Source organism: Chloracidobacterium sp., assembly GCA_016711345.1.
Lineage (GTDB): Bacteria > Acidobacteriota > Blastocatellia > Pyrinomonadales > Pyrinomonadaceae > OLB17.
Genome location: JADJTD010000001.1, coordinates 2,500,132 through 2,526,271, shown reverse-complemented (window position 1 = coordinate 2,526,271; position 26,140 = coordinate 2,500,132). Strand labels below are relative to the sequence as shown.

Sequence of the window (26,140 nt, the reverse complement as noted above, 5' to 3'; positions counted from 1 at the left end):
AAAATCTGGAATTCAGGTATAACATCATTGGCTAATAAGCGTTCTCAGGCCGATCTTCTTTGCTGTTCAAGATGACCGACAGGTTCTTCTGACGAGCGTGAATTGTATACATCCGACAACACTTAAGGAGACTCGTCTATGCCGCGTATATCGCCAGTCCGCATTATCGTTATCACGTCAATCTTGATCGTCCTTGCAGACATCGCCGTTAGTGCCAATTGGGGCAGCGGATTTGGTCTTAGTCTATTTTCGGCGGAAGCGACTGTCACGACTGAGGAAACCGACGGCGAACAAGTGCCGGACGGGCTTTCGCACTCAGATTGGGACGGCATACGGGCGGCTTACGAGGCGGGCCGCAACAGAAGCATTGAATCTATTGACCAGGAGGCCTATCTCAAGCCCGGTGCTGTCGGTACTTCTCAGTCAGGTGATGGTTTTGGTTACGCGGTGGCTATCTCGGGCGACACGGTGGTCGTCGGGGCTCCATATGAAGACAGCGACACGTTGGGCGTAAATAGCACGCCAAATGACACAGGCGGTAGCAACTATGACTCCGGAGCAGCATACGTTTTCACCCGCAGCGGAGGCGTGTGGACGCAGCAGGCATATCTCAAGCCTGCCGCCCCTGTTGGCATTTCTCAGCTAATTGACCTGTTCGGCTATTCAGTGGCCATCGAGGGCGACACGATAGTCGTCGGGGCTCCATATGAGGACAGCAGTACGACTGGCGTGAACAGCACGCCAAACGAGAGCGGCTCCGTAGCCGGCGCGGCTTATGTGTTCACTCGCAGTTCTGGCGTGTGGACGCAGCAGGCTTATCTCAAGCCGGCCTCGGTCGGTACTACGCAGGTGGGTGACCAGTTCGGCGTCTCGGTGGCGGTGGCGGGCGACACGGTGGTCGTCGCGGCACCTCTGGAGGACAGCAGCACGACAGGCGTGAACAGCACGCCAAACGAGAGCTCCAGCAATTCCGGCGCGGCCTACGTCTTTACCCGCAGCGCGGGCGTATGGACGCAGCAAGCCTATCTTAAACCCGCTGCGGTCGGCACCTCGCAGGCGAATGACCAGTTCGGCAACTCGGTGTCCGTTTCGGGCGACACTGTGGTCGTCGGGGCTGACGGGGAGGACAGCAGCACCACGGGAGTGAACAGCATCGCTAACGAGACCTCAGGCGGTTCCGGAGCGGTTTACGTATTCACCCGCAGCGCAGGCGTATGGACGCAGCAAGCGTATCTCAAGCCCGCCGCCGTTGGTACCACGCAGGCGGGTGACCAGTTCGGTCGCTCGGTGGCTGTCTTGGGTGACACGGTGGTTGTAGGGGCTTTCGGGGAGGACAGCGACACGACGGGCGTGAACAGCACGCCAAACGAGAGCGCCGCCCAAGCCGGTGCGGCCTATGTCTTTTCACGAAGCTCAGGCGTGTGGACGCAGCAGTCCTATCTCAAGCCCGCAGCCGTCGGAGCAACGCAGGCGGGGGACTATTTCGGCTATTCGGTTGGCATCTCGGATGACACGTTGGTAGTCGGGGCACCTCAGGAGGACAGCAGTACGACGGGCGTGAACAGCCCAGCAAATGAGATATCCTCTAACGCTGGTGCAGCATATGTCTTTACCCGGAGTGCAGGCGTGTGGACGCAGCAGGCATATCTCAAGCCAGCCGCTGTCGGCACCACTCAGGCAGGAGACGGGTTCGGCATCTCTGTGGCTATCGCGGGCGACACTGTTGTTGTTGGGGCTTATTTGGAGGACAGCAGTACGACCAGTGTGAACAGCACGGCGAACGAGAGTTCTGGTGAGTCCGGCGCGGCATACGTTTTCGCGGGACTTGGGCCATCATCACCAACCCCAACATATACGCCAACAAATACAGCGACCAATACGCCGACGGCGACGGCAACGCCTTGTTCGCCGACGGGTAGCCTCGACACTTCATTTGGCGGTGACGGAAAGGTATCAACAGCGGTTCTAGGATCGCACGACTTTGGATTATCCGTCGCAATGCAGCCAGACGGAAAAATAGTCACCGCAGGCTACAGTGTCGTAACGATTTCAAACAATGATTTCGCAGTTGTCCGCTATAACGCTGACGGTTCGCTAGATACGACATTCGACGGCGACGGCAAAGTGACTACAGATTTCCCTGGCGGGAGTGACGGCGCTTACTCAGTTGCAGTACAGACCGATGGAAAGATTGTCGCGGCAGGATTTAGTAGCGGCGATTTCGCAGTTGTCCGCTACAACACGAATGGTTCGCTCGATACGACATTTGACGGCGACGGCAGAGTGACAACGCCGGTTTTGAGCGGGGATGATTTTGCGCGTTCGGTCGCGATTCAGTCTGACGGAAAAATAGTCGTCGCAGGCTACAGTACTAATGGTGCCAACAATGATTTTGCGGTGGTCCGTTACAATTCCAACGGTTCGCTGGATACTACATTCGACAGTGACGGCAAAGTAACGACAGCAGTCCTCAGCTCCAACGACAATGCGTACTCCGCCGCCGTACAGGCTGATGGAAAGATCGTCCTTGTGGGGAGCAGCAATAACGGTGTAGATTTTGATTTCGCCGTTGTCCGCTACAACTCCAACGGTTCGTTGGATACGAGCTTTGACGGCGACGGCAAAGTGACGACGGCGGTGCTTGGAGCGGATAATGCCAACTCAGTTGCACTGCAGCCGGACGGAAAGATAGTAGCGGTGGGAAGCAGTTCTATCACTTTCGGCTCAAACATCGATTTCGCGGTTGTTCGTTACAACTCCAATGGGACGCTTGACAATACTTTTGACGGCGACGGCAAGGTTACGACGCCGGTTCTGAGTTCATCTGATGCGGCCAGCGCGGTCGCGCTGCAGCCGGACGGTAAAATTGTCGCCGCAGGACAAAGCAGCGCCGGTGCAACCTTTGATTTCGCGGTTGTCCGCTACAATGTCGACGGATCACTGGATAACACCTTTGACGGCGACGGCAAAGTGACGACCCCTGTTCTTAGCGACGATCTTGCATACGGCGTTGCAATTCAGCCGAATGGAATGATAGTCGCCGCGGGTTCCAGTACCAACGTCTCAGACTATGACTTCTCGGTTGTCCGCTACAATGGTGCAGTATGCTCTTCGCCGACGGCGACGGATACGCCGACGAATACTGCAACCCCAACTGCAACCGCAACTGCAACAGCGACGAACACGCCGACGGCGACGCCGACGTGTGCTTCGCCGCTGCCATCGAACAATACGTTTTGGCACAAGGCTGAAGGGAATGCCAACGATTCCTCAGGTTCAGGGAATCATGGCACGCTGCAGGGCAACACGACATTCACATCCGGCAAGGTCGGACAGGCATACAGTTTTGACGGCGTCGACGATTTCGTCGAGGTTTCGGATAATGACAGTCTAGACATGACTTCAGCGATTTCGATTGACGCGTGGGTCAGGCCGCTCAACCAATCGGGACCTCGTACAATCGTTAATAAGAAAAGCGGAAGCTCGGGATTCAGGCTGTATATCCAAGATGCACAAATTGTGTTTGAGGCTGGAAGTGCGCTAGCTTTGGTTTCTACGGGAACTCTTACATTGCCGGACGGCGTTTTTAGCCACGTTGCCGCGACCTATGACGGCGTAACGCCGCGAATCTACGTTAACGGCTCGCTGATTACGACAATCAATTCTGGCGGCGGCTCGCCTATTCCCGTTAACACTAACCCATTGCGAATTGGCATGGACCAGGGAACATCGGGCGAGTTTATAGGGCAAGTCGACGAGATCCAGATCTTTAACCGCGCGCTCGCACTCTCTGAAATACAGGACATCTACAACGCCGGCAGTGCAGGGAATTGCCCGGCTCCGACGCCGACTGCAACTGCCACCGACACACCCACCGCAACGGCGACAGAGACGTTTACGCCTACAGATACAGCGACGCCGACGGCAACGGAAACGTTTACGCCTACAAATACACCGACGCCCACGGCAACAGGGACGTTTACGCCTACGGATACACCAACAAACACGCCAACGGATACTCCGACTGACACGCCAACGAATACCCCAACGCCTGCGGAGACTCCGTCTATCAGCGGAACGGTCACGTACGGCAATCCGGCATCGCCTACTACTAAGTTTATTTCAAATGCTGCAGTTACTGGCAGCGGTTCGCCGAATGTTTTGACTACAACTGCGGCTCCGGGCGGGAGTGCAGGGCAGTATACACTGACCGGGTTTGGTGCGGGTTCTTACAACGTTTCGCTGTCGAAAAGCACCGGACAAAACGGTGTCTCGTCTGCCGATGCGGCGAGGGTTGCTCAGCATGTAGCCGGAACATTGTTTATCACCAGCAACCGACAGAAGATCGCTGCGGACGTTACTAACAACGGTGCACTGTCGTCAACCGACGCTGCACAGATCGCAAGGTTTGTATCGGGCCTTGGGCCTCCGATCGGACTTACAGGGCAGTGGAGATTCTTTGTTCCTAGTGTTTCACAACCGACGTTCCCGATCGGCGCGTCGCCGACGAATCGGAGCTACGAGGATCCGATCGGCCTTCAGACAGGACAGGACTATATAGGCATTCTTGTCGGCGAGGTCACAGGAAACTGGAACCCGACGGCGGCGAGAGCAGCAGACAGTAGGCCGTTGAAAATGGTCAGTGGGCCGGAGAGAGGCATTGCAGTTGAGTTGGCGTCGGTTACTGCTTCGACGGATAAGGAGATCGTTGTTCCGGTGACAGTCGAAGGCATTGCTAACAAGGGCGTGATCTCTTATGAGTTTGATCTCAGGTATGATCCTTCGGTGATGCAGCCTTTGGTTGATGCGGTTGATGTGGGCGGAACAGCAAGTCGCGGGCTTTCGGTTGTGACGAATGCGGCTGAGCCGGGACTCTTGAGGGTTGTTGTTTATGGGGCTTATCCGATAGATGGCGACGGTTTGTTGTTGAATCTAAGGTTTACTGCGGTTGGTGAATCGGGTTCGATGTCGCCGATCTCGTTTGAGCGGATAGTGTTTAATGAGGGCGAGCCGCGAGTTACGATAGCAGACGGAAAGATCGAACTGTTTTAATTTGCGCGGGCTCACATATAAGGAAGGGCGGTACATTGGTGTTGAGTGTTTCGCCCTTACTTACGTGCGGGCTTTTGCATCTGGGTTAGCCACGAAAGACACCATAAGAAGGGCGGTATATTCGGTGTTGAGTGTTTCGCCCTTACTTACGTGCGGGCTTTCGCAAAAGAATGCCCTTACTGACGTGCGGGCTTCGGCATAAGGAACCCAGTCGCTATCGCTCACGGTTCTGACTGGTGCGGGCTGGGGCGTTTTGGATTAGTTTCGGGGGCGGATGTTGTAGGTTTTTATTTTTGAATTTAGGGTTGTGGCGTTGAGGCCGAGTAAACGCGCGGCGCGGGATTGGTGGCCGGCGGTTTGGTCGAGGGAGCGGCGGATAAGGTCGATCTCGAACTTCTTTACTTCATCGTAGAAATTGACGCCGTGGGCGATGTCGATGTCGTGCGAGACGCCGTCAGATGATGCCATCATTTCCATGGCAAGTTCGGGATCGCGAACCTCGGCACGCAGGCATTCGACGGTGATCTCGTTTCCCGGCGCGATGACGATCGCTCGTTCGATTATGTTTTCGAGCTCGCGGACGTTGCCGGGATAATTGTAGGTTTCGAGCAGCGAGAGCACTTCCGGCGAAAGCTGCTCTGAGATCTCGCGGCCATTTTCCTCGGAGTATTTTCGGACAAAGTGCTGGGCAAGCGGCAGGATGTCTTCCTTTCGTTCCCGCAGCGGCGGAAGTTCCATCGGCACAACCGAAAGGCGATAGTAGAGGTCCTCGCGAAACTGGCCGTTCTTTACGGCTTCTTTCAGGTCAACGTTTGTCGCGGCGATGATGCGGACATCGACTTTGGTCGGCGTCGTTTCACCGATCGGTGTAAACTCGCGTTCCTGAATGACACGCAGTAGACGGACCTGGATCTCAGGCCGAAGATCGCCGATCTCATCCAAAAATATCGAGCCTGTATCGGCGACTTCGAACAGACCTTTCTTCGCCGCGACCGCTCCGGTAAAAGCGCCTTTTGTGTGGCCGAAAAGTTCCGATTCGAGAAGTTCCGAAGGAATGTTGGAACAATTTACAACGACGAACGGGTCACCCGCCCGCGGACTTGCTTGGTGGATGGCTTTGGCGACAAGCTCTTTGCCGGTGCCGCTTTCGCCGGTGATCAAAACCGTCGAACGCGCAGGTGCGACACGTTCGACAAGGCGAAAGACGTTTTCCATTATCTCGCTGCGGCCGATGAAGCCTTCGCGTTGGACGGAACGCACCATCGCCTGACGCAGATTTTGACGCTCTTCTTCTTTGTGGCGTTTCTTGATGCCTTTGGCAACGAGCACTAGAATCTGCTCATTTTTGAATGGCTTGCGGATGACGCCCGTCGCTCCTTTTTCCCAGGCTGAGATCGCCGTGTCAAATGTCGCGTAAGCCGTGACCATCAAAACCACCGCTTCAGCGTCGAACTTTATCAATTGTTCGAGCGCCGTCAGGCCGCCGATGCCTGGCATCGAAACGTCCATCAGCACTACGTCAAATGGCTTTTGCGAGTACAGCTCGACCGCCTCTTCGCCGGTTTTTGCAAGCTCGACCTTATAGCCCGCGCCCGAAAGTATAGTTTCGAGCACGTCGCGCATTATCTCTTCGTCGTCGCAGATCAGGATCGAGCCTTTCTTAGCCATAGGATTTGAATATAACAAATTTCGGAAGATTCTTAACAGTTGCACAAGCCCGCACGTAAGTAAGGGCGAAACATTCAACTTGCGTGAATCGCCCTTACTTACGTGCGGGCTTGCGCATAATTCTTCCTAGTGGCACTAAACTTTAGATGCCTATCTGACGTAACATTAGACAGGAAAACAAATGGCACTTTCAAAAACGGGAAAAGTATTTTTATTGTTGGGCGGCATCGCGTTGGTTCTTTTTATGGTCGCGTTGATCGCGATCATTTATGCCGCAAAATCGATGGGACGGCCGGATGTGGCGGACAACAGCGTTCTTGTTCTCAATATTTCCGGCGAGCTACCTGACTACGCAGCCGAGGAGCCGCTTGCGAAAGCTTTCGGCATCAGCCAAAAGCAATCGTTTACCGGTCTTCTGACGCAGATGCGAAAAGCGAAGGTTGACAAGCGGATCGGTGCCGTAATGCTCGAGATCAATTTTCCCGACATCGGCTGGGGCAAGGCATATGAACTGCGCGAAGCGATAGCTGATCTAAAAACGTCCGGCAAACCCGTTTACGCCTACATGGAGATCGGCACTAACCGCGAATATTATATCGCCACCGCCGCCGACAAGATCTACATGCCGCCATCGGGTGACATTTACATCAATGGATTTGCCGCCGAAGCGATGTTTTACAAAGGTTCGCTCGACAAGCTCGGCATTGAGGCCGATGTGATCCAGATCGGGCCGAAATACAAGAACGCACCCGACCAATACACCAAAAAGGAAATGTCCGATGGCCAGCGTGAGGTTATCAATGCAGTTTTGGACGAATATTTTGCCCGCTTTACAACCGCCATTTCCGACACTCGAAAAAAATCGGTCGAAGATGTCAAAACTCTGATCGACGGAGCTCCTTACAATGCAAATCAAGCGAAGTCATTCGGCCTGATCGACGACGCACTGTATCGTGACCAAGTCGATGCGCAATTGAAAACTGCACTCGGTTACAAAGAAGACGCGAAATTGAGAACGGTAACAGGCAGCGCATATCGCGAAGTTCCATCCGATTCGCTCGGTCTGAATAACGGCGAAAAAGTAGCGGTCATCTACGCTTCAGGAGCGATCAACGTCGGCAAATCGAGCAACGGTGCCTTCAACGGTGAAATGGTCGGCTCCGACACGCTTGTCGATGCGATCAAAAATGCCGGTGACGACAAATCGATAAAAGCGATCGTAATGCGAGTCGATTCTCCCGGCGGCTCGGCACTCGCATCCGACTTGATCTGGCACGCCATCGAGAACGCTAAGACAAAGAAACCGTTTGTCGTTTCGATGTCCGACGTGGCGGCTTCGGGTGGTTATTACATCGCGTGCAACGCCGACAAGATCATCGCCGAGCCTTCGACAATTACAGGCTCGATAGGCGTCTTTATGGGCAAACCGGTGGTTAAAGGACTATATGATTGGCTCGGCGTTACAAACGAATATGTAATGCGCGGAAAGAACGCAGGCATCTTTCGTGAGACAGAAAAATGGACGCCCGAAGAACGCGAAAAGATGGTCCAGCAAACCAACACAATTTATTTTGACAACTTTTTGCCAAAGGTCAGTAAAGGCCGCAACAAAACTGCGGAAGAAGTAAACACTCTGGGCCAAGGGCGTGTGTGGACCGGAACTCAGGCAAAAGAGCGCGGCCTTATTGATGAATTTGGTGGTTTGGAAAAGGCGATCTCAGTCGCCAAAGAACTCGCAAAACTGCCCGAAGACAAAGACGTCAGAAGAATTGTCCTGCCGGAGCCAAGGCCTTTTCTCGAAAGTTTTCTCGGAGACGACGCGTCAACCGAATCCTCTGATACAAAAGCAGAACAGGCTCAGGCAGCACTTCTCGAATCTCTGCCTGCCGACATTCGACGAGCGTTCCGCTACGCTGCGCTGTTCGACCAGATGCAGCGCGGAGAAGCAATGCTCATGCTGCCGTTCGATCTCGAGATCAAATAAACGTTGACATTCACGTCGTGTGCGAATAAAGTTTCTAATCGGAAGCTTTTTAGCACGCGCTTTTTCAAAATAACAATTTTTTAGCTTTTCCAACCGCACTCGCGGTATGTTTTTCGCCAACCTTTTTTCGTCAAGGAGAAATTGAATTTTATGGTTCGTATTATTCTTGGAGTGATAGTCGGATTTATCGTGTGGTCGATACTTTGGGTCGGCGGTGACGAGGCATTAGGTTCTTTGTCGCCGACTTGGTACGGAACGCATAAACTCGCTTTTGAAAAAGCGGCATTTAATAACACGCCATTTGAAGCGAATTCGACGATATTGTTGTTCAAGCTTTTTCACAGCATCATAGCGTCGTTGATATCAGGTTATCTTGCTGTCCTGCTTTCGAATGAAAATAAGAGAACGACGACCATTCTCGGCCTGCTGCTGCTCATAGTTGGTATAGCGGTTCAAGCATCGGCGTGGAATTTGTTGCCGATCTGGTATCACTTGATATTTTTGCTTCTGCTTATCCCGATGACGATCGCGGGCGGATATCTTAAAAAGACCACATAGGAGCTTTTTATGCGTTTGATAGTTGCGGCGGTACTCGCCGGCATAGTGATGTTCATCTGGGGCGCTTTATCGCACATGGTGTTTGGCATCGCTGATGCGGGAGTTCGTCCTATGCCTAACGAAGCCGCGATGACAACAGCGATGAAAGCCAACCTGTCCGAACCCGGCTTTTATGTAATGCCCGGTTTCGACAGAAAAACTGCCACCGAGGCGGAACAAGCTGCGTGGGACGCAAAATATAAGGAAGGGCCAACGGCAGTCGTTATCTATAATCCTACCGGCGACGAAGCATTTTCCTTTAAGAGATTTGCCGTTGAGCTCAGCTCGAATATTGCCGCCGCGTTGGTCGTAGGAATGATCCTGTCTCTTGCTGTCGTAGGCTTTAGCCGCGGTGTGACCATTGCCACTTTGGTTGGCCTTTCAGGCTGGCTCTCGATCAATGTTTCGTATTGGAATTGGTACCGTTTCCCGACAAATTTTGTGACCGCCGAATTGATCGATCAGATCGTCGGTTGGCTGCTGGCAGGATTTGTTCTTGGTTTTATCTTGAAGAAGAAGCCTTAGCGTATTGTCGCAAAGCAAGCGGCAGCGGCAGGAGAGGACGCGATTTGCCGTAAGTGCGCGTATTGAGATCTTCTATTTGATATTCCGCCCGTATCTGCAATTCATTCGGCGGCAGGTCCTCTGCCCTTTCGTAACATGCGTGCATAATACACGGAACAGGTTTGCCATCCTCATGCACCAAACATCCAATTCCCTTCTCAAATAACGGACACGCATAGGTCTGCGCAAAAGTGTCACCTTCCGCCTTTAGCGAGTATTTTTCGACCGTATCCTCGATGCGGGCGTATATTTCATGCTGATGTGATGTAGGCAGTTTGCTCAACGATCTTTCTATGGCGACGGCCTCAAGCCGTGAGATGTGAACATTCACAAAATGTGCGTCGAGGCAGCAAGCCCCTTTAGTCTCGCAAGTCAGACAGCTTCTTGCTCGGTGTTCATAATTATTTGAAATTTCAAATTTGAGATCTGAAATAATTGTCTGCAAGCGTTCAAGTGCCTTTTTTTGACTGACAAGTTTCATTTGATATAGTTCTTGTATAGATTTTAACTGATTAAGGAGTTTTATGCTGAAAGAAGGCGACAAGGCACCGGATTTTAACGCCAATGACCAAAACGGCGAAGCTGTAAAATTGGCCGATTTAAAGGGCCAGCGAGTGGTTTTGTATTTTTACCCTAAGGACGACACGCCGGGTTGTACAAAAGAAGCTTGCTCGTTCCGTGATGCTGACGACGTTTATCGCAGCAAGGGCATCCGTGTTCTCGGCGTTTCGACCGACGACGAAAAGTCGCATCAGAAATTTATCTCGAAATTCCAACTGCCATTCGACCTGCTGGCAGACACAGACAAAAAGATCGTTGAAGCTTACGGCGTGTGGGGCGAAAAGAGCATGTACGGAAAAAAATACATGGGCACGAATCGCAAGACCTTTTTGATAGATGAAAAAGGCAAGATCGCCAAGATATTTGATAAAGTAGATGTGGCGGCACATGCCGATGAAGTATTGGAGGCGTTTGGTGAAAAATAGAAATATATTGCAGCTTGCCGTTTTGTTTCTGGCGATCTCTTCTCTCGGTTTTCAGGCCGACTGCGACAGCTCGAAGGTGGCGCCCTACGTTAAATACAATAGTGATGCCGACGTTCCGCGCATCACTATTGAAGAAGCAAAGAAAGAGTTCGACGCGGGAAATGTAGTGATTGTTGACAGCCGCGGTGAAGCGCAATATAAACAAGAACACATCGCCGGAGCATTGAATGTTCCTTTCGGTGCACCGGACAACCCAAAGTTTTCCGAGATACCAAAAGGGAAAAAGATAATAGTCTATTGTTCCTGACCGGCCGAACACACGAGTGCCGGTCTGGCACTCCACATGAACCAAAAAGAGATCTCAAACACCTACGCACTCGTAGGCGGAACAGCAGCTTGGAAAAATGCAGGCTACCCGATGGAATCGAGCACAACAACACCGCCGGTAGCAGCACAGCCGGTCATTGAACAACCTGTTGTCGAACAGAATAAGGCTAACGCTAATTCGTTAAAGAAATAAGAGAGTTGCAGATGCGTTCCGCCGTTTTGCCATCCCAGAGCGGAGGGATTTTTATTTCGGAACTTCTATCCTTGCCAAGAGCAATTTCGGCGGAGCGTCGAATCTTTTCCGGATCGGTACCAACCAGAACATTTGTTCCCATCTCGATCGTGACCGGGCGTTCGGTGTTGTGCCGCAGTGTCAGGCACGGAATGCCGAGCACGGTCGTCTCTTCCTGCAACCCGCCGGAATCGGTCAACACTAACTGCGCCCCGCTGTAAAGCCGCATAAAATCAAGATAACCGAGTGGTTCGATCAGACGAATGTTTGAGTTTTCCATTGTGCCTGCAAAACCGAATTCTTCGATCTTGGCTTTTGTTCGCGGATGGACCGGAAAGATGATCGGCAGGTTTTCTGATATCGAAAGCAATGCGTCGAGTATGCCGGAGAACGTTTCTTTATCATCAACGTTCGACGGACGATGGAGCGTGAGAACCGCGTAATCTTTGCCTTCTATATCGACGTCTTTTCGGACATTCGACCTTTCCGCCAATTTCAAATGATCGAGCAGCGAGTCGATCATCACATTGCCGACAAAGACGATCTTTTCCGCCGGAATTCCTTCGCGCTTTAAATTCTCATCTGCATCCTGCGAGGTTGTAAACAGCAGATCCGAGATCGAATCGGTTAGTATGCGATTGATCTCTTCGGGCATCGAACGGTCGCCGGAACGCAAGCCCGCCTCGACATGGGCGATCTTTATGCCGAGTTTTGCGCAGACCAATGCACACGCAATCGTCGAATTTACATCGCCGACCACCAAAACCCAATCCGGTTTCTCTGCAAGTACAACCGGCTCAAACTCCGTCATTATCTTAGCCGTCTGTACCGCATGCGAACCCGACCCAACACCCAGATGAATATCCGGCTTCGGCATCCCAAGATCGTCAAAGAACGCATCCGACATCGCCGCATCGTAATGCTGGCCGGTGTGGACGATCTTCACCTCAAACTCCGCCGCCCGCCGCTTCATCTCAGCATAGATCGGCGCGACCTTCATGAAGTTAGGACGAGCGCCGGCGATAAGAAAAATTTTCTTCATTACTAGCACATACCGATGGATAACGTGTTGGCGAATTCATCGTCTATCCACGAAAAAGCCGCGTCAAAACCGAACGACAGCAGGGTTCCTAAGATAACGACGACAAGAAACCGAATGAGTGAGAGATTTTTCCTTTCGTAGAATACCCAGATTATTCCCGTCCACACAATTAGGCGCGTTAGTATAAGCCAAATGAAATCGGAACGGCCCTGCGAGGTGGAATCGGGAACCGTTGATGTAATGGCAACAAGTATTAAGAATCCAAATCCAAATCCAACCACCACTCGCACAATTCCAAATATCAGCGGATTGACACCTTCGTGATAAATTTTGTTAAGTATCCATCCGGCCAACGAGTAAACTACAACCTTGGCGGGAAAATAAAAAACTGGATTTGGCAATGAGCCTGGCATATTTTGGGGTCCTACGAGAAGTTTGTTAGTCAGTGCTTTCGCGTATCTACCATCATTGAGGCCGGTTTACAAACTCGGGCATGATCCATGACCGAATGTTCTGTGCAAATGAACAACATGGTCAATGCCTGCATGAACACTTGAGATGATCCGGTGCGCTCAAAAAGATGATGGCGGGCATCACCTTAATGTCTCGGGCCATTTTTCCGATGGCTTTTTGACCCTGTAAGATGGCTTTTTGGGGTGTCTCCGATGGCTTTTTACACATCTCAGATGGCTTTTTCGGGCTAATTTTTCCTCTTAGCTAGATGCTACAGCCTGACGACCCTCGCTTTACTGCCGTTGCGTGTTTCCACAGAAAGAGCGTTTCGTGTATCTACAATGACGGAAGCAAGTTTGCAAACTCGCGCGTAATCTATGTCCGAATGTTCCGTGCAGATTATTACGCAGTCTGAATCAGCAATCAGCGAGTCTGTAAGCTCTTTGTTATAAAGCGGCTCCGCGTCGCCGATCGTGTATGCGTGATCAAATGTAACTTCGGGAACAAACGGATCATGGTAATAAACGTCGGCTCCGTCGGCTCGTAAGAGGTCGATGATCGACAGAGCAGGAGATTCCCGCATATCGTCGATGTCTTTTTTATAAGCGACGCCTAGAATCAGGACCTTCGAGCCGTTAACCGCTTTTTTGTTGTCGTTCAGGGCCGCTGTGGCTAGTTCGACGACATACGCAGGCATGTTTGAATTTACCTGTTCGGCAAGCGAGATAAATTTCGAATCAAATCCGTGCTGGCGTGCCTTCCACGACAAATAATGCGGGTCGAGCGGTATGCAGTGGCCGCCGATTCCGGGGCCGGGATAGAACGGCATAAAGCCAAACGGCTTTGTCGCAGCAGCTCTGACCACTTCCCATGTGTCGATTCCGAGAGCGTTGCAAAGCTTTGCCATCTCGTTCGCCATGCCTATGTTTATTGCCCTAAACGTGTTTTCCCACAGCTTTGCCGCTTCGGCGACGCGGGCTGAAGACACAATATGTACCTGTTCAACGATATGCCCGTACAGCATCGCGGAAACGTCGGTCGAATCGGGCGAAACACCGCCGACGACCTTCGGAATGTTGTGCGTCTGGTATTGGGGATTGCCGGGATCGACACGCTCAGGCGAAAACGCCAGCAGAAAATCTTCGTCGAGCTTAAATCCTTTCTCCTCGAACATCGGCTGCAAAACTTCGTCGGTCGTACCCGGATAGGTCGTCGATTCGAGTATGATCAACTGGCCTCGCCGCAAGTATTTTTGAATCTCGCCGCCGGCAGTCAAAATGTACGACATATCTGGATCTTTTGTCTTTCGCAAGGGGGTTGGAACGCAGATAATTATCACGTCACACTCGGCCAGCTTGCTGAAATCGGTCGTCGCGGTCAGATTACCGTCATCTAAACACTTTTTGACGTTCTCGCTGGTGACATCAACGATGTACGAGCGTCCGGCATTGATCTCGACGGTTTTTGACTCATCGACCTCAAAGCCGATCGATTTAAATCCCTTTAGACAAAATTCGACGATCAGCGGCAAGCCGACGTAGCCCAATCCAATGACGCCAATAAGCGCTCCCTTTTCTTCAATTAGCTTCTCTAATTCGTTCTTTATCATTATTTATTTGATCGGATAATTTTCTATGTAATATGGGTGGTCCGGTGTGTGACTTTTCTTAAATTTGACCACTTCTAAACTATGCCAAGAGCCGGTCTTAGTCAATATTATAGTGGAATATGCTAAACTACTCGTGCTTAAACGCACCGGAACACCTCGATAATTAAACTCTCAATTGTATCCGTTCTCCGCTGATTTATGAATTTGGAGATATCCTCGACAAATCCTGTAGTCAAGGCCGTTATCGAAGGCACAGCGCCGCGTCCGGCCCAATTGGCAGCGGCGCGCGGCATTTTGCCGCTTCCGCAGTCCGATCTGCTCGAGGTCCTTGTCGCTTTTTCCGAAGGCTCAGACGCAGAATTAAAGGATAATGCCCTCGCCGCTCTTGCAACGCAAAATATCGACGGCATGGACGCGACAATGCGTTCAAACGAGATCGCTCCACGAGTTTTGGCGTATTTCGCTGCTCGTGCCGAACTTCCCGCTGCAATTCACGAAGCGATCATCTTGAACGCTCGAACACCCGCGACAGCGATCTCAAAACTTGCCCAAACAACAAAAGATGGTCAACTGCTCGAACTGATATCGGTCAATCAGCAACTCCTGATCCAAAATCCCGCGATCATCGAAGCGATAATCGGCAACCAATTCCGTACACCAGAGGCCGAACGCCGAGCCGCTGAAACGAGACGCGAATTCTTCGAAAAGGAACGCGGCGCCCAGCAGATCGCAAACGAACTTCGTGCCCAAGGCAAGGAAGCCGCGGCCGAGTTTCTGGAACAGTCGGAATTCGGCGTAGACATGGATGCCGCGGGAATGACCGTCGATGACGCTCTCTTTCTCGCCCAGCATATCGAAGTTCCCGATCACGAAACTGACGATTCATGGCTAAGCCTCGAATATATCGAAGAGATCTACGAGGAAACCGAGGACCAGCGAAAGGCAACTATCGGCAAGATCCTCGGCGAGCTTCAATCGGAAGAAGATGAAGAGATCTCGAGCGAACGCGTTTCGATGATCAACCGCATCATGAAGATGGGCGTCAAGGATCGCGTCAAGCTCGGTATGAAGGGCGACCGTGAAGCACGAAACATCCTTATCCGTGATCCGAACCGCCTTGTCTCATCGGCGGTCGTCAACAATCCGCGAATTACGGAGCAAGAGATCGAGATGATCGCGTCTATGCGTTCGCTTGCCGAGGATATCCTGAGGCAGATCGCCTCAAACCGGCAATGGTCTCGCAGCTACGGCGTCATGCACGCCCTCGCAAAAAATCCCCGTACGCCAATGGCAAATGTACTCACGATCATGAGCCGCTTGCAGCTTCGCGACCTGGTGGCTCTCACAAAGAATCGCAATGTATCTGATGCTGTACGACGACAGGCCGTGCGGCTTCATAACGCACGGACCGGCAATAAACATTAAAGAAATTTCGCGATCCTTCCGGTTTTTATGAACGAGCCTGCCATATCGGTAAACGTATGACTTGCCGCCCCAAACCATAATCCGGCAAATACTGCGAGCAAAAAATATTCACTAAAATACAACTGTGTAAATTCGCCGATCGTTTTCCAGACTCGTGCGAAATCGATGAGATTTGGTAATTTTCCGCCCGCAAAAGCTATGTAAATAAACGCGGCAAAAAATGCCATCAGCGTCAAAACACCGATGAAATAAACCACTCTGCCAAGCGCTCCGAAGATCAATCCGTGTGAAAATCGCGAACGGTGCTTAAAAAATCGACGATACGGAAACCAAATAAAACGAAAAATCAACCAACGAGAATACTGACGCGAAATCGTGTCAAGATCGGGGCCGAACATCAATCCGCCAAATATGAATGCTACGAACACGACCGCCGAGACCGATGGGCTTCCGTTCACAGCATAACTCGCCGCACACGCCGGAAGTGCAAGATTAAACGTGATGGCATCGTGATATTTTCCGCTTGGCATCAGTTTATTCTATCGCGGGAGGTGGCTCAATTGGCAATTGTGCTAGAATCTTGATTCTCGCTGGTAGATGGCATCCATTGGACAAAAACTAAAAACGACGCTCGCGATGATCAAGTTCGAGCATACGCTGTTTGCGTTGCCATTCGCTTTTCTCGGGGCGATCCTCGCGGCAGACGGCCTGCCTGAATTGCGGCAGATAATCTGGATAACCGTTGCGATGGTCGGAGCTCGTTCAGCAGCAATGACCTTTAACCGCATAATCGACCGCGACATCGATGCCGCAAACCCGCGCACCGCAAATCGCGAACTACCAACTGGCAAACTCTCGGTTCCCTTCGCCTGGGCGTTTCTTTATGTTTCGATAGGCGTATTTGAGCTGGCATCGTATTCCTTGAACTGGCTGACATTCGCATTGTCGCCGGTTGCCCTTGTTTTTGTGCTCGGTTACTCCTACGCCAAACGTTTCACAGCATTTGCTCATCTGTTGCTCGGATCGGCTCTCGCTATCTCACCTTCGGCGGCCTGGATAGCGGTTCGCGGAGACCTTTTTGATGAAAGACCGATCCTGCTTTCGCTCTTTGTGATGATCTGGACCGCAGGTTTTGACGTCCTTTACGCCTGTCAGGATTTTGAATACGACCGTAAACACGGTCTTCGTTCGATCCCGGCACGTTTTGGTATAAAGAACGCGCTCTGGATCGCTCGCCTATTTCATTTACAGTCTTTTATTGTCTTGGTTTTGCTGTATTTCGCGACCGGAATGCACTGGCTTGCGCTTGTCGGAGTCGTCGCAGTCGGAGTATTGTTCGTTTATCAGCACACATTGGTCAAACCACATGATCTAAGCAAAATGAACGCCGCGTTTTTTACGACAAATGCGTTTGTAAGCGTGATTTTGCTGGTGACCTTCGGCGGTGCGGTTTTTCTCAGTCGATGAAACAACTGCTCGAAAATGCCAGCCCTGCTTTGACCGCAATCCTACAAAAGCGTGGCCATAAACGTGCTTACAACCAAGATCAAGAGATCTTTGCTGAGGGTGACGTAGCCGAGTTTCTACCCATTGTGATTTCGGGAGCCGTCAAAATGATCCGCTCACCCGAACCCGGCAAAGAAGTGATAATCGGGATATTTCGCGTCGGAGAGATGTTTGCAGTGCCTCCCGTTTTTGACGGCGGTCCCTACCCTGCATCCGCGACTGCGATCGAGGATTCAATCATTCTGCAAGTCTATCGCAAAGATTTCTTGCAGATATTGCAGGATTCGGCTGAGTTCGCTTTGGCGGTGATCGCTTGGACCTGCGAGATGCTACGTGAAAAAACGTCTATCATTCGCAATCTAGCGACCGCTTCGCCTGAGCAACGGGTAGGAAATGTTCTGGTCAAACTTGCCGAAGCGCAGGGCTCCGCTTTTCCGCTAAGGATAGCGATCCGCCGCCAAGACATTGCCGAAATGGCGAGCCTGACGACCGAGACGACCATACGCGTTATTCGCCGTTTTGCGGATCAGGGCATTGTACGGATCGTACACGGAAAGATCTTTATCGACTCGATCGCTCCGCTCCAAAAACTTCTTCGGAATTAGCGATCGATCCAAGATTTTCCTGAAACCGGTTTGCGATCGCGTTGGCACGCATCTTGATAAACTCTGCTCTCGGCCCCACGAATTCGTCATCTACACAGGACACGAACATCTCGAGCCATCGAGAAAAGTGTATCGGCTTTAACGCCGACTTGAGATGCAGTTGTCGGTGCACCTCCATTGGATTGCGCCCGCGGGCGGCGTAGGCGCCGGCACGAAACAACATCGTCTCCCAAAAATCACCAATGATGGGCAGGTGTGATTTGAGGTCAAGCTGTGCAACGTCAGTGAAAATGTAGCCGATAATGTCGTCAGTCAACGCTCGCTCGTAAAAATTCAGCATCAGCAGATCGATATCGCCACGGTTTTCAATGTCTGGTTTCATACGAGATATCTGAGATCATTCGCCGCGTCGTCGCTATGCCTAACACTGCCAAAGCGATCAATTTAATTGCTTCAAAAACAATATAGACAATATGCGAATTCGAGAATGGCGATGCCGTTCCGGCGATTACCAACTCGGCCCGTGCATCAAGAACCGGCAGCAGCCAGACGGTTTCGAGAATCAGGATCAGCAGGGCTAAACCGAACGTGAGATTCATCGCCCGCGTATTCGGGCGATTCGGAAAAAAGGAGATGAGCAGCAGCAAAGCACAAACGATCTCCATCTTATTGAGCGTGAAAAAGACCAATCGCCCGATTCCCAATCCGAGAGGTATCGTTATACCTGGAGCTTGAAATTTGATCGGCGCCTCCATAAAGGATATGGCACCGACCATCCCAAACCAGATAAACGGCATAGCGATCTGTACGATCCGCAAGGTCATGCCACAACTGCCTCACTTTCACTTTCGTGACCATTATTACCGCCAGTTAGCATTAGCCCTAACGCAAACCAAACGAACGCGGCCGCTCCGATCGCAAATATAGTGTCACCAAAGAGGCGCATCCATCTAAGTGTCTGCATCAAGTTGGTCTGCATAAATTCTGGACTGCGGGCTGACCAATAGCCGTACGCCACCGACTGGTAAGTTTGCAGCAAGCCTATCGGCAGCAAGCTAAACAATATTTCCATCATCATACCGATGTTTATCGCCCAAAACGCAAAACCCAGCAATTTTGTGTTCCACTTACGCTCGGGCTGCATGGCCCGCATACAGAACAACAACAATGCAAGGCCAAGTGTACCGTAAACACCGTACAGGGCTCCGTGGGCGTGAACCGCCGTCGTATTCAATCCCTGCATGTAATAAAGAGCGATCGGCGGATTGATCATAAATCCGAAAATTCCCGCGCCGACCAGATTCCAAAATGCTACAGCGACAAAAAAATAGACGACCCACTTATATTGAGCGAGCCAGGGCCGCACCTTAGAATGACGGATATGTTCGAACGCCTCATAACCGACAAATACCAGCGGAACGATCTCAAGTGCACTAAATACGGAACCAAATGCCAACGCGATCGTCGGCGTTCCAGCAAAATATAGGTGATGCAACGTACCGATTATTCCACCGCTTAGATATATCGCACCTGACAGTAAGGACGCTTGAGCGGCATGCTCTGCCTTGATGACCCTTAACCGGGCAAACAAATATGCAATGACAACCGTAGCAAAGACCTCGAAGAAACCTTCGACCCACAGATGCACGACCCACCAACGCCAGTATTCGACCACCGTCAAGTGGGAACGCATTCCCCAAAACAAGCCCGGCGCATAAAACAGTGCGATGCCCGCCGTCGTTCCCATGAAAAGCCAGATCAGCGACTTGTTTGTGCCCTCGCGTTTGAGTGCCGATATTGCGGCCCGAGCGATGAGGAACAACCACAACAACAATCCTACAAACAATGCTGCCTGCCAGACGCGGCCAAGGTCTACGTATTCGTACCCCTGATGTCCAAACCAAAACCACAAATCGCCGCTGCCAAGTTTGTGCATGACGCTCATCCATTGGCCACCCATCGAACCGAGGACGACGATAAGCAACGCAATGAACAGTAGATCAACGCCGAGTTTTTGAAACTTGGGCTCCTTACCGCAGATGTACGGCGAGATAAACAACCCGGCCGCGAGCCAAGCCGTAGCGATCCAGAAAATGCCGAGCTGTGTGTGCCACGTTCGCGAAACAACGTATGGCAGATAGTCCTGCAGAGGTATGCCGTAAAATCCGCCACCTTCGACGCCGTAATGCGCCGTGACAATTCCCATGATTATTTGCAGCAAAAACAACAGCGACACGACGACAAAGTACTTGACCGTCGCCTTTTGCGAAGCCGTCAGTGTTTCCCCGATCAGTGGATCCGAATCCGGCGTGTCGCTGTCCTCAGCTTCTTTTCGCCAACCCGCGTAAAACCAGACCATCGCTCCAATACCAGCGATCAGCATGATCACGCTGACGCCGGTCCAAACAATCGCAGAACTTGTCGGCACGTTTCCGACAAACGGTTCCGACGGAAAATTACTTGTATAAGAGATCGTGTTGTTAGGACGATTAGCCGCCGAAGCCCAAGCCGTCCAGAAAAAGAATGATGTTAGTGAGCGGAGTTTCACGGGATCCGATTGAGCATTTTTTTGGATCGCGTAGTCCTTGTTGCCGTTCGCGAAAACATCCGAGTAGTGCTTCAGATTGTCCTCAAACGCCTTCGCACGCAGAGAATCTATTGTGATCTTTCCATTCGCCTCGTCGTATGTATTTTTACGAAACATATCCTGCAGCCGCTGTCTCAGGACGGCTTGCTGTTCGCCGCTCGCCTCGTCATAGCCGCAGCCAAACTCTCGGTTCGACCAGGTGTTGAGAATGAAAACACACTCTCGGTGCAGATAGTCTGCCGTCCAATCGGGCGCGACATACGAGCCGTGTCCCCAGATCGAGCCAACCTGCATACCGCCCATTGCCTGCCATACGTTTTGGCCGTCCATTACCTGTTCAGCAGCGATCACCACCGTACCGTCGGTCGTGATTACCTCTTTAGGTATCGGCGGGGCCTGACGAAATATCTCTGTCCCGACCCATCCCAATATCGCAAACGACAAAATAAATACCGCGCCCAATATCATCCATAGTCTTTTCATCTCAACACCTCCTACACAGAAAGTTAGCTATTTTTAAATTTCGACACTAAAATATGAAGCGCGGGGTCGGCGATGACCTCGTGTTCGACACCAGCTTCTAGCGTTATCAGCGTGCCGGCACGCAGATCTTGTGTGTCTTCCAAATTCGCTCCTGCACTGAAAATGCCCTTGCCCGAAATGCAGTAAACCGTGATCGGAACGGCGGCGTGATGTCTTGACAGAACGGCGTTGTTCCGCAGCCGAACGCCGACTATCCGGCGAAACTCTCCGTCGAACAATTGATTGACTTCTTTGTCCTGGCCCTGCTCAACTCCATCGTCAGGCCCCATTTCTGCAATTAAATTAATATGTTTCATTGTTTCCTTTTCTTTCTACGGCTTAACGATACCGCCGTGACCATTTCGAAAAAATGATTGCAATCATAAAGTAGATTTATCTTCTAACAGTGCAATAATGCTGGAAAAGACTACTCTTGCCTTTCAATCAGATCATATTGGTGTACTCCTCTAATTTTGGGAGGATAGGTTCGTTCGAACCCGTTGTATGTGCGCTTGCACACGATTATGTTGCAAGCTGAAAAACATGGGACGTGGATTGGAGGTTCGGTGTGCCCAAAAAAAGTGCCTTATGAGTTGCCCCGCAGTTTTGATTTCAGGCTTATCCTATTGATTTTATTATACTTACCGACGGGAATGTACTCGCTTGCCTTGACAGTCGTGATCACGGTCGGTACGCTCTTCGTTTACCAGCATATTCTGGTCAAACCGAGTGACCTGTCACGGATGAACGCCGCTTTTTTCACAACCAATGCGTTTGTGAGCGTCATCTTACTTGTGACATTTGGCGGGGCAATTTTCCTCGCAAAGCCGTAAATTATGCGCGCACGAAAACGCAACATCGCATGCCTCGAATCCCTCTGGAGCGGCAAAACCGAGCTCAGGCTCAATGTTTTGCCTACGCTCGAGCTGATCTCAAAAACGCAGGACGCAAAATTTAGCCACCTCACCTGCAACACGCGCGACGAGCTGCAATACAACCTAAATCTGTTATGTAAACGTAATTACGGCATTCTGTACTTCGCTTGTCACGGCTCGCCGGGTAAGATCCATCTGCACCGCGACAAGATCTCGCTCACAGAACTAGCCGGCATGATGAACCACCGCTTTACAAACTGGATCATCCATTTCGGCACGTGTAGCACATTGAGAAAACCGCGTGAGGTTGAGTATTTTGTCGAGCAGACGGGCGTCGCTCTCGCTACCGGATTTACGAAAGAGGTAGATTGGATCGAGTCCTCGGCATTTGAGCTGCTGCTATTCAAGACGCTCCACAAACTCAAAAGCCCAAAGGTCGTGTGCAAGCATCTGCTCCACAAATATCCCGATCTTGCCGAAGCGACAGGTTTTAAATTTTATCCTGAAATATAATAGCCAGATTAGCCTTCGAGCGTCTTTGGTATCTGTAGGTCAGTTCCGATCTTCTTATTTAACTTTTCGATAAAGTAAGCAGAAAGCAGCGGTGATTCATTTTCCACGTTTTGGTGGACAAAGAAGTTGAGTTGCCGTAATCCCTGCTTTTTCCAATCTGCAACACGTTCAACCCATTCATCAAGCCTCTTACGATCTGACGTCGGTTCATTTGCACCAACCCAACGCACAAAAGCGTTCGGCGTCGTCAACCGCATATGCATCAGGTCGCGGCGTCCGGCGGTATCGACTAGGACGTTGGTAATGTTGTTTTTTTCGAGCAGATCGTAAAGCTCGGATGAAACCGCAGGATCGTTGTACCAATCCGTATGTCTAAACTCCATTGCCAACGAAATGTCGTATTTCCAATTTGCGACAAATTCTTTAACACGGTCAAAATCTTTCGGCCCGAAATTGTTGTGCATCTGCAAAAACGGCATCCCCAATTTTTCCTGTAAATGCGAGAAATTAGTGACGTTATTATCGACCACCTCTTTCACGTCCTTGAGCCTTCGAAAGTGCGATATCGTCTGCTCAAACTTCGGAAAAAACTTAAATCCCTCAGGAACGGTCGCATACCATTTCTCAAACGTCGAGGGAGCAAACAGCCGATAAAACGTAGCATTTAGTTCGATACAGTTAAATTGCGTCGAGTAATAGGCAAGCTCATCCTTTATGCCTTTCGGATAAAAGCCTTTGAGGTCGGTCTTGTTCCATTTCGCGCAGCCGACATGAATTTCGAGACCTTTAGCCTTGGATTTTGCGAGAACAGGTTTTGTGTCTGCATGATCGGGCGGGATCGTAAAATCGATCTCTTCAGGGTTTGGGACTTGTCCGAATTTCATATCGAGTGTAGTTGCTGTGTCCTTTTTTGATAAAATCGTAACATAAAGCTATGCAGTTTTCATTTGATCCGAATTTACGTGACATTGCCGACAAGGTTGAGGACGGCGAGCGGTTGACGTTTGACGAAGGCCTTGCCTTGTACAACACGAACGACCTCAACGCCCTCGGCAAGCTCGCCGACACTGTTCGCCGCAAAAAGCACGGCCTGACGACGTATTACAACGTCAACCGTCATTTTAACCACACTAATATCTGCGTTGCCGATTGCAAATTCTGTGGTTTTTACAAACGTGCGCGTCAGGAAGGTGCGTACACTCACTCGATCGAGGAGGGCATACAAATAGCGCGGGACGCTGTCGCCGAAGGTGCGACCGAGCTGCATATCGTAGGCGGCCTGAACAGCAAACTCCCTTTTACGTACTACACCGATCTCTTCTCGTCGCTCAAGCGGGAATTCCCAAAGCTCCATCTCAAAGCCTTGACGATGGTCGAGCTTGATTTTTTTGCCCACTTTTACAAGATGAGCGACGAAGACGTCATCGAAAAGCTCAAAGCAGCAGGAATGGACTCGTGTCCGGGCGGTGGTGCGGAGATCTTCGCGGAACCAACGCGTTCACGTATCTGCGATCACAAATGCGACGGGGCTCGCTGGCTTGAGCTCGCGGGCAAGGTCCACGCCGCCGGCCTCAAGACCAACGCGACGATGCTCTACGGCCACATCGAGTCTATCGAAGACCGCATCGACCACTTCGTACAGTTGAGAGAGCAGCAGGATAGATCAGGCGGTTTCCAGTGCTTCATCCCGCTCGCGTTCTACCCGCCGGGAACCGCGCTCGACAGCCTGCCCGGCCCGGACGCGATCGACAATCTCAAGACCATCGCCGTCTCACGCTTGATGCTCGACAACTTCGACCACATCAAGGCCTACTGGGTCATGCTCGGCAAAGCCACCGCCCAAACCGCCCTCCACTTCGGCGCCAACGACCTCGACGGCACCATCACCGACGGCGGCGAACTAACCCACGCCTACGCCGCCGAAGGCGAAGTGAAAATGACCAAACAAGAGATCATCGAAATGATCCACCGAGCCGGCTTCGAAGCAGTGGAAAGGGATACTATTTACAACCGAGTCGAGAAAATCCTCGCATGATTTCAAAATCAGTTCTACTGTTAGTGTCAATTTGGAGTTCGCTATTTGCCTTTGGTTGCGGTGCGGTTCCCGTTTCGCTTCGCTCAAGTAGCGAGCCGCGGGTCTTATCTGCAAACGAGATTCCAGCTGTCTTGAACAAGATTCCGAGCTATACGAGATTGAGCTATTCGGGGCTCGTTTATTTCAAAGGCCGATTGTACGCGGCCACAAACGTGGGCATCCTCGAAGTGGACGGTGCTAGACCCTCTAAGCTGTACAAATGGAAGGACGGTGACGACGTTGTCTCCGGACCATGGCTAGACGTAGCCGATGACGCCCTTTGGGCGATGCATGACGGTTTGCATAAGCTGATTCGTTTTGATGGGTCGACTTGGCGCCTGATTGACCTTCCGACGCCCAAGTCTGGATATACTAGAGGCGACGTTCTTAGGGGTTTTAAAGGGCTTGGCATGAAAAGCGGCTTCTGGTTTGCGGGAGGCGGTCACGCATGGCGCTGGAACAATGAAACCTCATCCTGGAATACCGAGGAATCTTTAGACAGAGATATATCGCCTCTGGAACGTAACCTTATTGCTATAGCGATTACGGAGCGGAGCGGGAGTTACCAAGTTGAACATAGTGTTTACGCCAACGATCAAGGTTATGTTTGCACAGAAAACGGCGAGATTTTTCAACTAACAAGCGAGGGAATCAAACAAATCGATTCGCCGGGCAAGTGTGAAGTTATAGCAGGATCGCCGTCCGGTGCGCTAGTTGCCAGCTTTAAGGGGTTGGGCTTATTTGAGTTCTCCGGCGAATGGCGTAAGAAGTTCGAATCCCCGTATGGACCAAAAACGAACGAGCAGTGGGCTGACCTTGCGGTAACGGAAACCGGATACGCGTTTTCGGTTACGAGTAAGCCACAGGGATTTGGAGAAGGAAAGACGTATTCAGGTCCGACGCGTCTTTGGGTATGTGTTGACGGTCAACTTGTACCGGTTTCTTTCGAGAAACAATGAGCGATTCAGCAATCTTGATTACCGCGTTGGAAACGGTGCCCGGCGTGATCATTCCTCTCATCCGAGAAGTGCCGCCGGAGATATTGAAGCGTCGTCCGAGTCCGGGAACATGGTCGGCTTATGAGAATGCGGTTCATTTGTCGCAGTCTGACGTGGCGTTTCGCGCGCGGCTGGACCTGATCTTGTCCACGCCGGAACCGTTCATTGAAACGATAGAAAATTCTGCTGATGACGAAGCAGGTGCGATGCTCGACATTGATCTGGACGAAAGTCTCGACAGATACCTCCGCGAGCGGGCTTCGCTTGTTGAAAGGCTAAAACAACTCACGCCCGACGAATGGCAAAAAACCGCCGTCCACGAGGCGTTCGATCATTATTCAATATTCATCATGTTTCGGCATCTATACGTCCACGAGATGCACCATGCTTATCTTCTAGAACAGTTGATGCTCAAGAATGATTGGGATTAAATATGTTTTGCAAAGCCGTTTGACTGTCTAAAGCTTGAACTGGAAAAGTTATTATTAACCGCCGAAGAGATCGTAAAAAACTTAAAGTAA

26 protein-coding genes are annotated in these 26,140 nt (G+C 51.2%); 15 read left to right on the top strand and 11 right to left on the bottom strand.

The genetic code is table 11. The annotated features are described in order from the left end of the window. Window positions 1-138: 138 nt before the first annotated feature. Window positions 139-5,052, top strand: a complete 4,914-nt coding sequence (locus IPL32_10455) for a hypothetical protein (GenBank protein ID MBK8466240.1) — start codon at window positions 139-141, stop codon at window positions 5,050-5,052. 258 nt (window positions 5,053-5,310) lie between these two features. Here the strand turns inward: IPL32_10455 and IPL32_10450 are convergent, their stop codons facing one another. Then, the gene (locus tag IPL32_10450; GenBank protein MBK8466239.1) at window positions 5,311-6,720 is read right to left on the bottom strand and encodes a sigma-54-dependent Fis family transcriptional regulator; all 1,410 of its coding nucleotides are present in this window, start codon (window positions 6,718-6,720) and stop codon (window positions 5,311-5,313) included. A 181-nt stretch (window positions 6,721-6,901) separates the two neighbouring features. Here IPL32_10450 and sppA point away from each other — a divergent pair, with 181 nt between their 5' ends. From sppA to IPL32_10435, 3 genes are all read left to right on the top strand, one after another. Beyond that, window positions 6,902-8,704 carry a signal peptide peptidase SppA gene (gene sppA, locus IPL32_10445; GenBank protein ID MBK8466238.1) on the top strand — a complete coding sequence of 601 codons (1,803 nt, stop codon included), beginning with the start codon at window positions 6,902-6,904 and terminating at the stop codon, window positions 8,702-8,704. 150 nt (window positions 8,705-8,854) lie between these two features. Beyond that, window positions 8,855-9,262: a hypothetical protein gene (locus IPL32_10440; GenBank protein ID MBK8466237.1), complete on the top strand. Its 408-nt coding sequence runs from the start codon at window positions 8,855-8,857 to the stop codon at window positions 9,260-9,262. 9 nt (window positions 9,263-9,271) lie between these two features. After that, window positions 9,272-9,826, top strand: coding sequence for a hypothetical protein (locus IPL32_10435; protein ID MBK8466236.1), 555 nt, complete (start codon window positions 9,272-9,274; stop codon window positions 9,824-9,826). Here the strand turns inward: IPL32_10435 and IPL32_10430 are convergent. Next, window positions 9,804-10,346, bottom strand: coding sequence for a hypothetical protein (locus tag IPL32_10430; GenBank protein MBK8466235.1), 543 nt, complete (start codon window positions 10,344-10,346; stop codon window positions 9,804-9,806). The genes IPL32_10435 and IPL32_10430 overlap by 23 nt on opposite strands. A gap of 43 nt (window positions 10,347-10,389) precedes the next feature. On the opposite strand from IPL32_10430, the gene bcp reads away from it, so the two are divergent. From bcp to IPL32_10415, 3 genes are read left to right on the top strand one after another with little or no spacing between them, the layout of a single operon-like run. After that, window positions 10,390-10,851, top strand: a complete 462-nt coding sequence (gene bcp / locus IPL32_10425) for a thioredoxin-dependent thiol peroxidase (GenBank protein ID MBK8466234.1) — start codon at window positions 10,390-10,392, stop codon at window positions 10,849-10,851. Next, window positions 10,802-11,158, top strand: a complete 357-nt coding sequence (locus IPL32_10420) for a rhodanese-like domain-containing protein (protein MBK8466233.1) — start codon at window positions 10,802-10,804, stop codon at window positions 11,156-11,158. Before bcp ends, IPL32_10420 begins: the two co-directional genes overlap by 50 nt. Before the next feature lie 36 nt (window positions 11,159-11,194). Beyond that, a complete protein-coding gene (locus IPL32_10415) occupies window positions 11,195-11,371 on the top strand; it encodes a hypothetical protein (protein MBK8466232.1) in 177 nt (58 codons plus the stop codon). Here the strand turns inward: IPL32_10415 and wecB are convergent. From wecB to IPL32_10400, 3 genes are all read right to left on the bottom strand, one after another. Further along, window positions 11,352-12,452: a UDP-N-acetylglucosamine 2-epimerase (non-hydrolyzing) gene (wecB, locus tag IPL32_10410; protein ID MBK8466231.1), complete on the bottom strand. Its 1,101-nt coding sequence runs from the start codon at window positions 12,450-12,452 to the stop codon at window positions 11,352-11,354. The two genes, IPL32_10415 and wecB, sit on opposite strands and share 20 nt — an antisense overlap. A gap of 2 nt (window positions 12,453-12,454) precedes the next feature. After that, complete coding sequence (locus tag IPL32_10405; protein MBK8466230.1) at window positions 12,455-12,865, bottom strand: hypothetical protein; 411 nt, start codon at window positions 12,863-12,865, stop codon at window positions 12,455-12,457. A gap of 311 nt (window positions 12,866-13,176) precedes the next feature. Beyond that, complete coding sequence (locus IPL32_10400) at window positions 13,177-14,514, bottom strand: nucleotide sugar dehydrogenase (GenBank protein ID MBK8466229.1); 1,338 nt, start codon at window positions 14,512-14,514, stop codon at window positions 13,177-13,179. Window positions 14,515-14,712: 198 nt separating this feature from the next. Here IPL32_10400 and IPL32_10395 point away from each other — a divergent pair, with 198 nt between their 5' ends. Next, window positions 14,713-15,939, top strand: coding sequence for a hypothetical protein (locus IPL32_10395; GenBank protein ID MBK8466228.1), 1,227 nt, complete (start codon window positions 14,713-14,715; stop codon window positions 15,937-15,939). On the opposite strand, the gene IPL32_10390 is transcribed toward IPL32_10395, so the two are convergent. Continuing rightward, window positions 15,936-16,469, bottom strand: a complete 534-nt coding sequence (locus tag IPL32_10390; GenBank protein ID MBK8466227.1) for a metal-binding protein — start codon at window positions 16,467-16,469, stop codon at window positions 15,936-15,938. The two genes, IPL32_10395 and IPL32_10390, sit on opposite strands and share 4 nt — an antisense overlap. 67 nt (window positions 16,470-16,536) lie before the next feature. On the opposite strand from IPL32_10390, the gene IPL32_10385 reads away from it, so the two are divergent. Further along, window positions 16,537-17,406, top strand: a complete 870-nt coding sequence (locus IPL32_10385) for a UbiA family prenyltransferase (protein MBK8466226.1) — start codon at window positions 16,537-16,539, stop codon at window positions 17,404-17,406. Beyond that, window positions 17,403-18,050 (top strand): Crp/Fnr family transcriptional regulator, encoded by a 648-nt coding sequence (locus IPL32_10380; GenBank protein MBK8466225.1) that lies wholly within the window; start codon window positions 17,403-17,405, stop codon window positions 18,048-18,050. The genes IPL32_10385 and IPL32_10380 overlap by 4 nt, the downstream gene beginning before the upstream one ends. Here the strand turns inward: IPL32_10380 and IPL32_10375 are convergent. The 4 genes from IPL32_10375 to IPL32_10360 are packed head-to-tail and all read right to left on the bottom strand — an operon-like array spanning window position 18,007 to window position 21,476. Beyond that, a complete protein-coding gene (locus IPL32_10375) occupies window positions 18,007-18,432 on the bottom strand; it encodes a group III truncated hemoglobin (protein ID MBK8466224.1) in 426 nt (141 codons plus the stop codon). The genes IPL32_10380 and IPL32_10375 overlap by 44 nt on opposite strands. Beyond that, complete coding sequence (locus IPL32_10370) at window positions 18,416-18,874, bottom strand: hypothetical protein (GenBank protein MBK8466223.1); 459 nt, start codon at window positions 18,872-18,874, stop codon at window positions 18,416-18,418. Before IPL32_10370 ends, IPL32_10375 begins: the two co-directional genes overlap by 17 nt. Continuing rightward, window positions 18,871-21,120, bottom strand: coding sequence for a nitric-oxide reductase large subunit (locus IPL32_10365; protein MBK8466222.1), 2,250 nt, complete (start codon window positions 21,118-21,120; stop codon window positions 18,871-18,873). Before IPL32_10365 ends, IPL32_10370 begins: the two co-directional genes overlap by 4 nt. Before the next feature lie 23 nt (window positions 21,121-21,143). Then, window positions 21,144-21,476, bottom strand: coding sequence for a hypothetical protein (locus tag IPL32_10360; protein ID MBK8466221.1), 333 nt, complete (start codon window positions 21,474-21,476; stop codon window positions 21,144-21,146). Window positions 21,477-21,785: 309 nt separating this feature from the next. On the opposite strand from IPL32_10360, the gene IPL32_10355 reads away from it, so the two are divergent. Both IPL32_10355 and IPL32_10350 read left to right on the top strand, forming a co-directional pair. Further along, window positions 21,786-21,992, top strand: coding sequence for a hypothetical protein (locus tag IPL32_10355; GenBank protein MBK8466220.1), 207 nt, complete (start codon window positions 21,786-21,788; stop codon window positions 21,990-21,992). Between the two features lie 3 nt (window positions 21,993-21,995). Continuing rightward, window positions 21,996-22,547 (top strand): hypothetical protein, encoded by a 552-nt coding sequence (locus IPL32_10350; GenBank protein ID MBK8466219.1) that lies wholly within the window; start codon window positions 21,996-21,998, stop codon window positions 22,545-22,547. Between the two features lie 8 nt (window positions 22,548-22,555). On the opposite strand, the gene IPL32_10345 is transcribed toward IPL32_10350, so the two are convergent. Then, on the bottom strand, window positions 22,556-23,431 hold the full coding sequence (locus IPL32_10345; GenBank protein ID MBK8466218.1) for a DUF72 domain-containing protein: 876 nt from the start codon (window positions 23,429-23,431) through the stop codon (window positions 22,556-22,558). A gap of 50 nt (window positions 23,432-23,481) precedes the next feature. Between IPL32_10345 and mqnE the strand changes: the two genes are divergently transcribed. From mqnE to IPL32_10330, 3 genes are all read left to right on the top strand, one after another. Then, window positions 23,482-24,582, top strand: coding sequence for an aminofutalosine synthase MqnE (mqnE, locus tag IPL32_10340; protein MBK8466217.1), 1,101 nt, complete (start codon window positions 23,482-23,484; stop codon window positions 24,580-24,582). 131 nt (window positions 24,583-24,713) lie between these two features. After that, window positions 24,714-25,580, top strand: a complete 867-nt coding sequence (locus tag IPL32_10335) for a hypothetical protein (protein ID MBK8466216.1) — start codon at window positions 24,714-24,716, stop codon at window positions 25,578-25,580. Continuing rightward, window positions 25,577-26,050: a DinB family protein gene (locus IPL32_10330; GenBank protein MBK8466215.1), complete on the top strand. Its 474-nt coding sequence runs from the start codon at window positions 25,577-25,579 to the stop codon at window positions 26,048-26,050. Before IPL32_10335 ends, IPL32_10330 begins: the two co-directional genes overlap by 4 nt. The last annotated feature ends 90 nt before the right edge of the window (window positions 26,051-26,140 follow it).

Excerpts from the sequence above, each read along its gene's own strand:
- bcp (MBK8466234.1), top strand. The coding sequence starts at position 10,390 with ATGCTGAAAGAAGGCGACAAGGCACCGGATTTTAACGCCAATGACCAA.
- IPL32_10400 (MBK8466229.1), bottom strand. The coding sequence starts at position 14,514 with ATGATAAAGAACGAATTAGAGAAGCTAATTGAAGAAAAGGGAGCGCTT.
- IPL32_10455 (MBK8466240.1), top strand. The coding sequence starts at position 139 with ATGCCGCGTATATCGCCAGTCCGCATTATCGTTATCACGTCAATCTTG.
- IPL32_10375 (MBK8466224.1), bottom strand. The coding sequence starts at position 18,432 with ATGAAACCAGACATTGAAAACCGTGGCGATATCGATCTGCTGATGCTG.
- IPL32_10415 (MBK8466232.1), top strand. The coding sequence starts at position 11,195 with ATGAACCAAAAAGAGATCTCAAACACCTACGCACTCGTAGGCGGAACA.
- IPL32_10430 (MBK8466235.1), bottom strand. The coding sequence starts at position 10,346 with ATGAAACTTGTCAGTCAAAAAAAGGCACTTGAACGCTTGCAGACAATT.
- IPL32_10440 (MBK8466237.1), top strand. The coding sequence starts at position 8,855 with ATGGTTCGTATTATTCTTGGAGTGATAGTCGGATTTATCGTGTGGTCG.
- sppA (MBK8466238.1), top strand. The coding sequence starts at position 6,902 with ATGGCACTTTCAAAAACGGGAAAAGTATTTTTATTGTTGGGCGGCATC.
- IPL32_10450 (MBK8466239.1), bottom strand. The coding sequence starts at position 6,720 with ATGGCTAAGAAAGGCTCGATCCTGATCTGCGACGACGAAGAGATAATG.
- IPL32_10390 (MBK8466227.1), bottom strand. The coding sequence starts at position 16,469 with ATGCCAAGCGGAAAATATCACGATGCCATCACGTTTAATCTTGCACTT.
- IPL32_10360 (MBK8466221.1), bottom strand. The coding sequence starts at position 21,476 with ATGAAACATATTAATTTAATTGCAGAAATGGGGCCTGACGATGGAGTT.
- IPL32_10395 (MBK8466228.1), top strand. The coding sequence starts at position 14,713 with ATGAATTTGGAGATATCCTCGACAAATCCTGTAGTCAAGGCCGTTATC.
- IPL32_10330 (MBK8466215.1), top strand. The coding sequence starts at position 25,577 with ATGAGCGATTCAGCAATCTTGATTACCGCGTTGGAAACGGTGCCCGGC.
- IPL32_10345 (MBK8466218.1), bottom strand. The coding sequence starts at position 23,431 with ATGAAATTCGGACAAGTCCCAAACCCTGAAGAGATCGATTTTACGATC.
- IPL32_10385 (MBK8466226.1), top strand. The coding sequence starts at position 16,537 with ATGGCATCCATTGGACAAAAACTAAAAACGACGCTCGCGATGATCAAG.
- IPL32_10420 (MBK8466233.1), top strand. The coding sequence starts at position 10,802 with ATGTGGCGGCACATGCCGATGAAGTATTGGAGGCGTTTGGTGAAAAAT.
- IPL32_10435 (MBK8466236.1), top strand. The coding sequence starts at position 9,272 with ATGCGTTTGATAGTTGCGGCGGTACTCGCCGGCATAGTGATGTTCATC.
- IPL32_10350 (MBK8466219.1), top strand. The coding sequence starts at position 21,996 with ATGCGCGCACGAAAACGCAACATCGCATGCCTCGAATCCCTCTGGAGC.
- IPL32_10380 (MBK8466225.1), top strand. The coding sequence starts at position 17,403 with ATGAAACAACTGCTCGAAAATGCCAGCCCTGCTTTGACCGCAATCCTA.
- IPL32_10365 (MBK8466222.1), bottom strand. The coding sequence starts at position 21,120 with ATGAAAAGACTATGGATGATATTGGGCGCGGTATTTATTTTGTCGTTT.
- wecB (MBK8466231.1), bottom strand. The coding sequence starts at position 12,452 with ATGAAGAAAATTTTTCTTATCGCCGGCGCTCGTCCTAACTTCATGAAG.
- IPL32_10405 (MBK8466230.1), bottom strand. The coding sequence starts at position 12,865 with ATGCCAGGCTCATTGCCAAATCCAGTTTTTTATTTTCCCGCCAAGGTT.
- IPL32_10370 (MBK8466223.1), bottom strand. The coding sequence starts at position 18,874 with ATGACCTTGCGGATCGTACAGATCGCTATGCCGTTTATCTGGTTTGGG.
- mqnE (MBK8466217.1), top strand. The coding sequence starts at position 23,482 with ATGCAGTTTTCATTTGATCCGAATTTACGTGACATTGCCGACAAGGTT.